The sequence below is a fragment of the Streptomyces mangrovisoli genome, from assembly GCF_000974985.2.
Classification (GTDB): domain Bacteria; phylum Actinomycetota; class Actinomycetes; order Streptomycetales; family Streptomycetaceae; genus Streptomyces; species Streptomyces mangrovisoli.
Map to the genome: position 1 here is coordinate 174,826 of NZ_LAVA02000019.1, position 6,212 is coordinate 181,037.

Annotated in this window: 5 protein-coding genes; 3 read left to right on the forward strand and 2 right to left on the reverse strand. The window is 74.2% G+C overall.

Features of this window, described 5'->3' with window-relative positions; translation table 11 throughout:
* The first annotated feature begins 137 nt into the window (after positions 1–137).
* The 3 genes from WN71_RS10145 (at position 138) to WN71_RS10155 (ending at position 2,521) form a co-directional block, all read left to right on the forward strand.
* On the forward strand, positions 138–425 hold the full coding sequence (locus WN71_RS10145; protein WP_046586152.1) for a DUF1905 domain-containing protein: 288 nt from the start codon (positions 138–140) through the stop codon (positions 423–425).
* Between the two features lie 166 nt (positions 426–591).
* The gene (locus WN71_RS10150) at positions 592–1,023 is read left to right on the forward strand and encodes a hypothetical protein (protein ID WP_046586153.1); all 432 of its coding nucleotides are present in this window, start codon (positions 592–594) and stop codon (positions 1,021–1,023) included.
* Positions 1,016–2,521 (forward strand): caspase family protein, encoded by a 1,506-nt coding sequence (locus WN71_RS10155; protein ID WP_079177772.1) that lies wholly within the window; start codon positions 1,016–1,018, stop codon positions 2,519–2,521. Before WN71_RS10150 ends, WN71_RS10155 begins: the two co-directional genes overlap by 8 nt.
* A 15-nt stretch (positions 2,522–2,536) precedes the next feature.
* Here WN71_RS10155 and WN71_RS10160 read toward each other — a convergent pair whose 3' ends face one another.
* On the reverse strand, positions 2,537–3,154 hold the full coding sequence (locus tag WN71_RS10160; protein ID WP_046586155.1) for a sarcosine oxidase subunit gamma: 618 nt from the start codon (positions 3,152–3,154) through the stop codon (positions 2,537–2,539).
* The gene (locus WN71_RS10165) at positions 3,147–5,978 is read right to left on the reverse strand and encodes a 2Fe-2S iron-sulfur cluster-binding protein (protein ID WP_240529621.1); all 2,832 of its coding nucleotides are present in this window, start codon (positions 5,976–5,978) and stop codon (positions 3,147–3,149) included. The genes WN71_RS10160 and WN71_RS10165 overlap by 8 nt, the downstream gene beginning before the upstream one ends.
* Positions 5,979–6,212: the final 234 nt, after the last annotated feature.

Sequence of the window (6,212 nt, forward strand, 5' to 3'; positions counted from 1 at the left end):
CGCTCGGCGGGGACGTCGTGCGGGCAGGCCGGAAAGCGCAGTGTGCCGCCTTTGCACCCACCCGGTCCACGCGTTTTTCCCGGCCACGCCTCCGAGGACCGAAAGCCGTCCGGTCGCCCGCCGCCTAGGATCAACTCGTGGAACTCACCTTCACCAACCGTGTGATCGAGTGGCGCGGTCCCGCCCCTTACTACTTCGTGCCGGTGCCGGAGCAGGAGTCCGCCGACATCCAGGAAGTTGCCTCGTCGGCCAGCTACGGCTGGGGGGTGATCCCGGTCGAGGCCCGCATGGGCGACGTCACCTTCACCACCTCGCTGTTTCCCAAGGACGGCGGCTATCTCCTGCCCCTCAAGGCGGCCGTGCGGGGGCCCGGGCAGCTCGGCGAGGGCGACGAGGTGACCGTGAGGGTGACGGTCCGCCTGTAAGGACGTCCTTCCGACTGGGCACCCGCGCCCGCGAGTTCGGCGTGCGGCCTCGGCGGAGATCCACGAAACCGGCCCGGGGGCGGAGCCGTTCATGCCACTCTGTCACCCTTCTCGCGCTTGCGAGCACTTCGAGCACTTCGAGCACTTCCATGAGGGGGGACGGGACATGGACCGTCACGGGGATCTTGCCGAGGCGACCGTCCGGCTGTGGCACGACGAGCCGTCCGGTGTGCGCATGACCGAGGCCGAAACAGCCGCGCTGACCGAGGAGTTGGCCGGGCTCGCCGTGCACCGCGTCACCCCGCTGCCCGCCGGTCCGGCACCGGCGGGCACCCGGTCCGCCGAGGCGTGGGAGACGGCCGCGCTGGTGATCACCCTGCGGGCCGCGCCGACGCTGGTGCGGTCGCTGGTCGCGCTGCTCCAGGACTGGCTGCGGCGCCGCAACTCCGGCTCCATCGAGCTGAAGCTCGGCGCGCACGAGCTGCGGCTCACCTCCACCGGCCGGGCCGCGCAACGCGAGGCGATCGAGGGCTTCTTCACGGCGATCGAGCAGGACCGCGACGCGGCGCGGGCGGTGGAGTCCGGCGACCATGGCTAGGCGTGCGCTCGTCGTGACCACCTCGCGCTACGACGATCCGCGGCTGGACCATCTGCCCGGTGCGGACGCGGACGCGGTGGCCCTGTCCGAGGTGCTGCGCGACGGCTCGATCGGCGGCTTCGAGGTCGACCTCCTCAGGGACCCGACGCGCGACGAAGTGGCGCGTGGCGTCCAGCGTTTCTTCGGCGCGGCGGCCCCCGAGGACCTTCTCCTGCTCCACCTGTCCTGCCACGGCCGCAAGGACTCCCGGGGCCGGCTGCACTTCGCCGCCCGGGACACGGAGGTCGACACCCTGGAGGCCAGCTCCGTCGACGCCGACTTCCTCAACGACCGCATGGAGCAGAGCGCGTCGCAGCAGATCGTGCTGCTCCTCGACTGCTGCTACAGCGGTGCGTTCGTCAAGGGCATGCGCACACGGGCGGTGGAGCACGCCGTCGACGTGGCGGGCAACCTCGGCGGCCGCGGCCGGTTCATCATCACGTCCTCGACCTCGTTGCAGTACAGCTACGAGGACGGCGAGCGCAGCCGGGACGGGGCCAAGCCGTCGGTCTTCACCACGGCCGTGGTGCAGTCGCTGCGCAACGGCACGGGCGACCGGGACGGCGACGGCCGGGTGGGCGCCGAGGAGTTCTACCGTGACGTCTGCGACCGGGTCAGACGGATCCTGCCGGACCAGACGCCGACCCTCAGCGTCAACAGCGCGATCGGCGACCTGGTCGTGGCCCTCAACCCGGCCGGGCCCCGCCCGAGCCACCCGGCCCCGGCGGCGCCGACCGCCGGGGCCGGCCCGGAGCCCGTCGTGATCGCACGTTCGACGGAGTACCCGTTCGACCCGGTGAAGGGGTCCGGGTACGACATCGGCGAGGTCATGAACTACCTCAAGCAGGTGATCGGCCTCGTCTCGGACCCCCGGCGGACCACACCGATCCGGCCGCCCTACTTCGCCGAGGTGAAGGCCAAGAGCGGGATCGGCTACGACCGCGGGCAGGTGGACGCGCATGTGCGGCGCCATCTCGCCGAACCCGCCGATTTCGAGGTCGCGTTGGGCCGGCTGCTGCGGGAGCAGGGGGTCGCCGTCGTCGACGAGGGCGACCCCGTGGGGCGCAGGCTCGGCAGACTGCGGGACCGGTGCCGGCTCGTCGGCTGGGAGCGGCTGGTCGGTCATGTCCGCACGGGCCGCGTGGTGGACCCGCAAGCGGCGGTGGCCTTCACGAGCACCCATCTGTGCGTGCTCGACGCCGGCCATCTGCTGCGGGTGCCGTACCGGGAACTGCCGTCGCTGTCGGTGTCCTCGACGAGCCGGTGGGAGACCTGGTCGGGCAGCAACGACCAGGCGGGATGGGGCGGGGAGACCGAGGTGGTGACCACCACGGTGCGCTTCGGCCCCGACGAGGCGGTGTTCGAGAGGCTCTACGGGGAACTCGTGCGCGACGCCCTCCGTGCCTTCGTCGCCGCCATGGCCGACCTCCGCGGACGCCGCCCGGACTGGTTCGCGTAGGGCCGGTCGGCTGGATCAGCTCGCGGGCGCCCCGTACTCGGTCGCCGCGTCCAGCAGCCATTCGGCGAGATACGCGGCGAACGACGACCTGACCAGCACCCAGAAGCCCGCCCCCGGCGCGTCGCGGGCCACCAGGACCACCTGGGTGCGGGCCAGGCCGGTCTGGGCGCAGCGGCCGGGGCCGAATGCGCGGGGGTGCAGGTCCAGGGCGCAGCCGTGGGCCAGCAGGTCGCGGGCGCGGGGGCCCGCGACCAGCAGGGTGGTGCGCTGCGCGGAGACGTCGGTGACGGCGACGGGCGCGGTGTCCGCGCAGGCCGACCGGATGCGGCCCTCCCACTCCCCCTGGCTCCCCGGGCGCGACACGAGCAGCCACTCGTCGGGGCCGAGCCAGAGCAGGGTCGGGCCGTCGGGGCCGTGCACGGCGGTTCCGGGCTCCGTCGGCGGTGCGAGACCGAGGGCCAGGGCGACGGCGTCCGCGGCCGGGCCCTTGGGGTCGAACCGTACGTTCAGCTGGGCCAGGAAGGGGAGTTCGGCGAGGCGGAGGGCACCGCGGGAGGCCCGGGTCGCGGCGGCCAGGCGGTGGGCCGCGTGCGCCAGCGGGCTGTGGGGCGGGGTGGCGGCGGGGTCAGCCATCGCGGCGGGCTCCCTCGGGGTCGTAGAGCACGGGGGCGGCGACGGTCACCGGCAGCATCCGGCCGCCGACGGGTGCGTAGAGGCGGTCTCCGACGCGGTCGCGTCCGCTCTTGACGAGCGCGAGGGCGAAGGTGCGGCCGAGCGCGGCGCTGCGGTAGCTGGAGGTCACATGGCCGAGCATCGGGACGGGCGGGGCGGGCAGTTCGCGTGCGGCAACCAGCTGGGTGCCTTCGGGCAGGAGCGCGGACGGATCCTCCGGGAGCAGCGCGACCAGGTGCTTGCGGTCGGCGCGGGCCGTGTCGGCGCGGGCGTGCGACCGCTTGCCGATGAAGTCGGCCTTCTTCCTCGACACCGCCCAGCCCATGCCGAGGTCCTGCGGGGTGACGGTGCCGTCGGTGTCCTGCCCGATGATCGGGTAGCCCTTCTCCGCGCGCAGCACGTGCATGGTCTCGGTGCCGTACGGGGTGATGCCGTACGGGGCGCCCGCGGAGAGCAGCGACTCCCACAGCGGGACGGCGTACCAGGGTGACACGTTGATCTCGTAGGCGAGTTCACCGCTGAAGCTGATGCGGCAGACCCGCGCCTCGATCCCGGCGACGGTGCTGTCCCGCCATGCCATGAAGGGGAAGTCCGCGTTCGTCACGGCCAGTCGGGGCGCGAGGGCGGCGAGGACGTCCCGGGAGCGGGGGCCGACGAGGGCGACGGTGGCCCAGTGCTCGGTCACCGACGTGCACCGCACCCGCAGTTCGGGCCACTCCGTCTGGAGCCACTCCTCCATCCAGTCCAGTACGGCGGCCGCGTTGCCGGTGGTCGTGGTGAGCAGGAAGCGGTCCGGGGTGAGGCGCAGGACGGTGCCGTCGTCGAAGACCATCCCGTCCAGGCGGCACATCACGCCGTAACGGATCATGCCGGGTTTCAGGGTGCTGATCATGTTGGTGTAGAGCCGGTCGAGGAACAGCGCGGCGTCCGGGCCCTGCACGTCGATCTTGCCGAGCGTGGAGGCGTCCATCAGCGCCACGCGTTCCCGGGCGGCGCGGCACTCGCGTGCGACGGCGGCCGCCTTGTCCTCGCCGTCCCTCGGGTAGTACCAAGGGCGTTTCCACTGGCCGACGTTCTCGAACCGTGCGCCGTGCTCGACGTGGCGCTCGTGCAGGGCGGTCCGGCGCACCGGGTCGTGCAACGGGCCGCGGTCGCGTCCGGCGAGGGCCGCGAAGGAGACGGGGCTGTACGGGGGCCGGAAGGTGGGCAGGCCGAGTTCGCCGATGTCGACGCCGAGGAGTTCGGCGACGACGCCGCTCGTCAGGACGCCGCCCGTGCGGCCCTGGTCGCTCGCGGTACCGGCGGTCGTGTAGCGCTTGGCGTGCTCGACGGACCGCAGTCCGGCGCCCGTGGCGCGGGCCAGGTCGTCGACCGTGACGTCACGTTGGAGGTCGACGAAGCGGGGCGCGTCCCCCACGGCCGGCACGGCGAAGACGTGCGCGGGCGCGGTGGTGCGCGGTGCGGCGGGCACCGCGGGCAGTACAGGGGGATGTGCGGCCGGGTGGCCCTCGGCCTCGGTCGCGCGGGCGCCCGCCGCGGCGCCCTGGGCGAGGACGTCCGCGAGGCCGAAGGCCCCGTTGGCGCTGCCGGCCACCTCCACGCGCTGCCGGCAACCGCCGGGGACGAAGGCGCCGATCGCCTCGTCGTGGCGCAGCGTCCCCCCCGCCTGGCCGTAGAGATGCGCGGCCGGGTTCCAGCCGCCGGACACCAGCAGCAGGTCGGCCGCGAACTCGCTTTCCGCCGTGAGGTGTTGGCGCGGGGCGAGGGTGACTGCCGTCAGCCGCGCCGCACCTCGGGTGCCGGTGACCGTATGGCCGGTGAGCACGGTGAGCCCTGCCGCGCGGGCGCGGTCGGCCCACTCCCCCGGTTCGGGGCGCAGGTCGGCGATCGCGACGACGCGCACCCCGGCCGCCGCCAGGTCGAGGGCGGCCGCGTAGGCGCTGTCGCCGGTCGTGACGACGACGGCCTCGCGCCCCGGCAGGACGGCGTACCGGTGCAGATAGGCGCGGGCCGACGCGGCGAGCATGATGCCGGGGCGGTCGTTGTCCCCGAAGGCGAGCGAGCGTTCGTGGGCGCCGGTGGCGAGGACGACACGGCGGGCGCGGATGCGCCACACGCGCTCGCGGGAGACCTGCGCGGGGGCGTCGGCGCCGAGATGGGCGGTGCGGCGTTCGACGGCGACGAGGTGGTTGTCGTCGTAGTGGCCGAAGACGGTGGTGCGGCGCAGCACGCGGACCTCGGGGGCGGCGTCGAGCCGCGCGGCGGTGTCCGCCACCCAGTCGAGGTGCTCCCCGGTGTCCAGCAGGCTGCCGCCGGGCTCGGGGCGTTCGTCGGCGAGGACGACGCGGGCGCCGGTGGCAGCGGCGGCGGCCGCCGCGGCGAGTCCGGCCGGTCCCGCGCCGACGACCAGCAGGTCGCAGTGTGCGTGTACGGCGTCGTAGCGGGCGGGATCGGGGGCGGTGGCGAGGCGGCCCTGACCGGGCAGGCCGCGGGCGACGAGGCCGTCGTGGAGTTCGACGGTGGTGGCGGGGAGCATCGGCTCGGGGAAGGGCGCCTCGATCTGGACGAGGGCGTTCGGCTCCTCGGTCCCGGCGGAGAAGATGCCGCGCGGGCGGCCGTACTTGATGCTGGTCGCGGCCTGGATCACGCCGTTCGCGAGCAGGGCGGAGGCGAGGGTGTCGCCCGGGTGGCCCTGGTACTCGGTGCCGTCGAAGGTGAAGGTGAGCAGGGTGTCGCGGCGGATGCGGCCGCCGGTGGGGAGGCGGAAGGGCTGGGTGGGGGCCACGGCTGGGGCTGAGGATGGGGATGGGGCTGGGGATGAGGCTGGGGACGGTTGCGGATTCCGGGCGGTGGGCGTCGTCCTCGGGACGAGTTCCGCCTCGGGCTCCGGCGCGGGGGCGGGTGGCACAGAGGGTACGGGCGGCACAGGGGGCACGGGCGGCACAGAGGGCACGGGCGGCACAGGGGACACGGGCGGCACAGGGGACACGGAGGGCACAGGCGGCACGGGGGGCACAGG

Coding starts and splice junctions, on each gene's coding strand:
- WN71_RS10150 (WP_046586153.1), top strand. CDS start 592: ATGGACCGTCACGGGGATCTTGCCGAGGCGACCGTCCGGCTGTGGCAC.
- WN71_RS10155 (WP_079177772.1), top strand. CDS start 1,016: ATGGCTAGGCGTGCGCTCGTCGTGACCACCTCGCGCTACGACGATCCG.
- WN71_RS10160 (WP_046586155.1), bottom strand. CDS start 3,154: ATGGCTGACCCCGCCGCCACCCCGCCCCACAGCCCGCTGGCGCACGCG.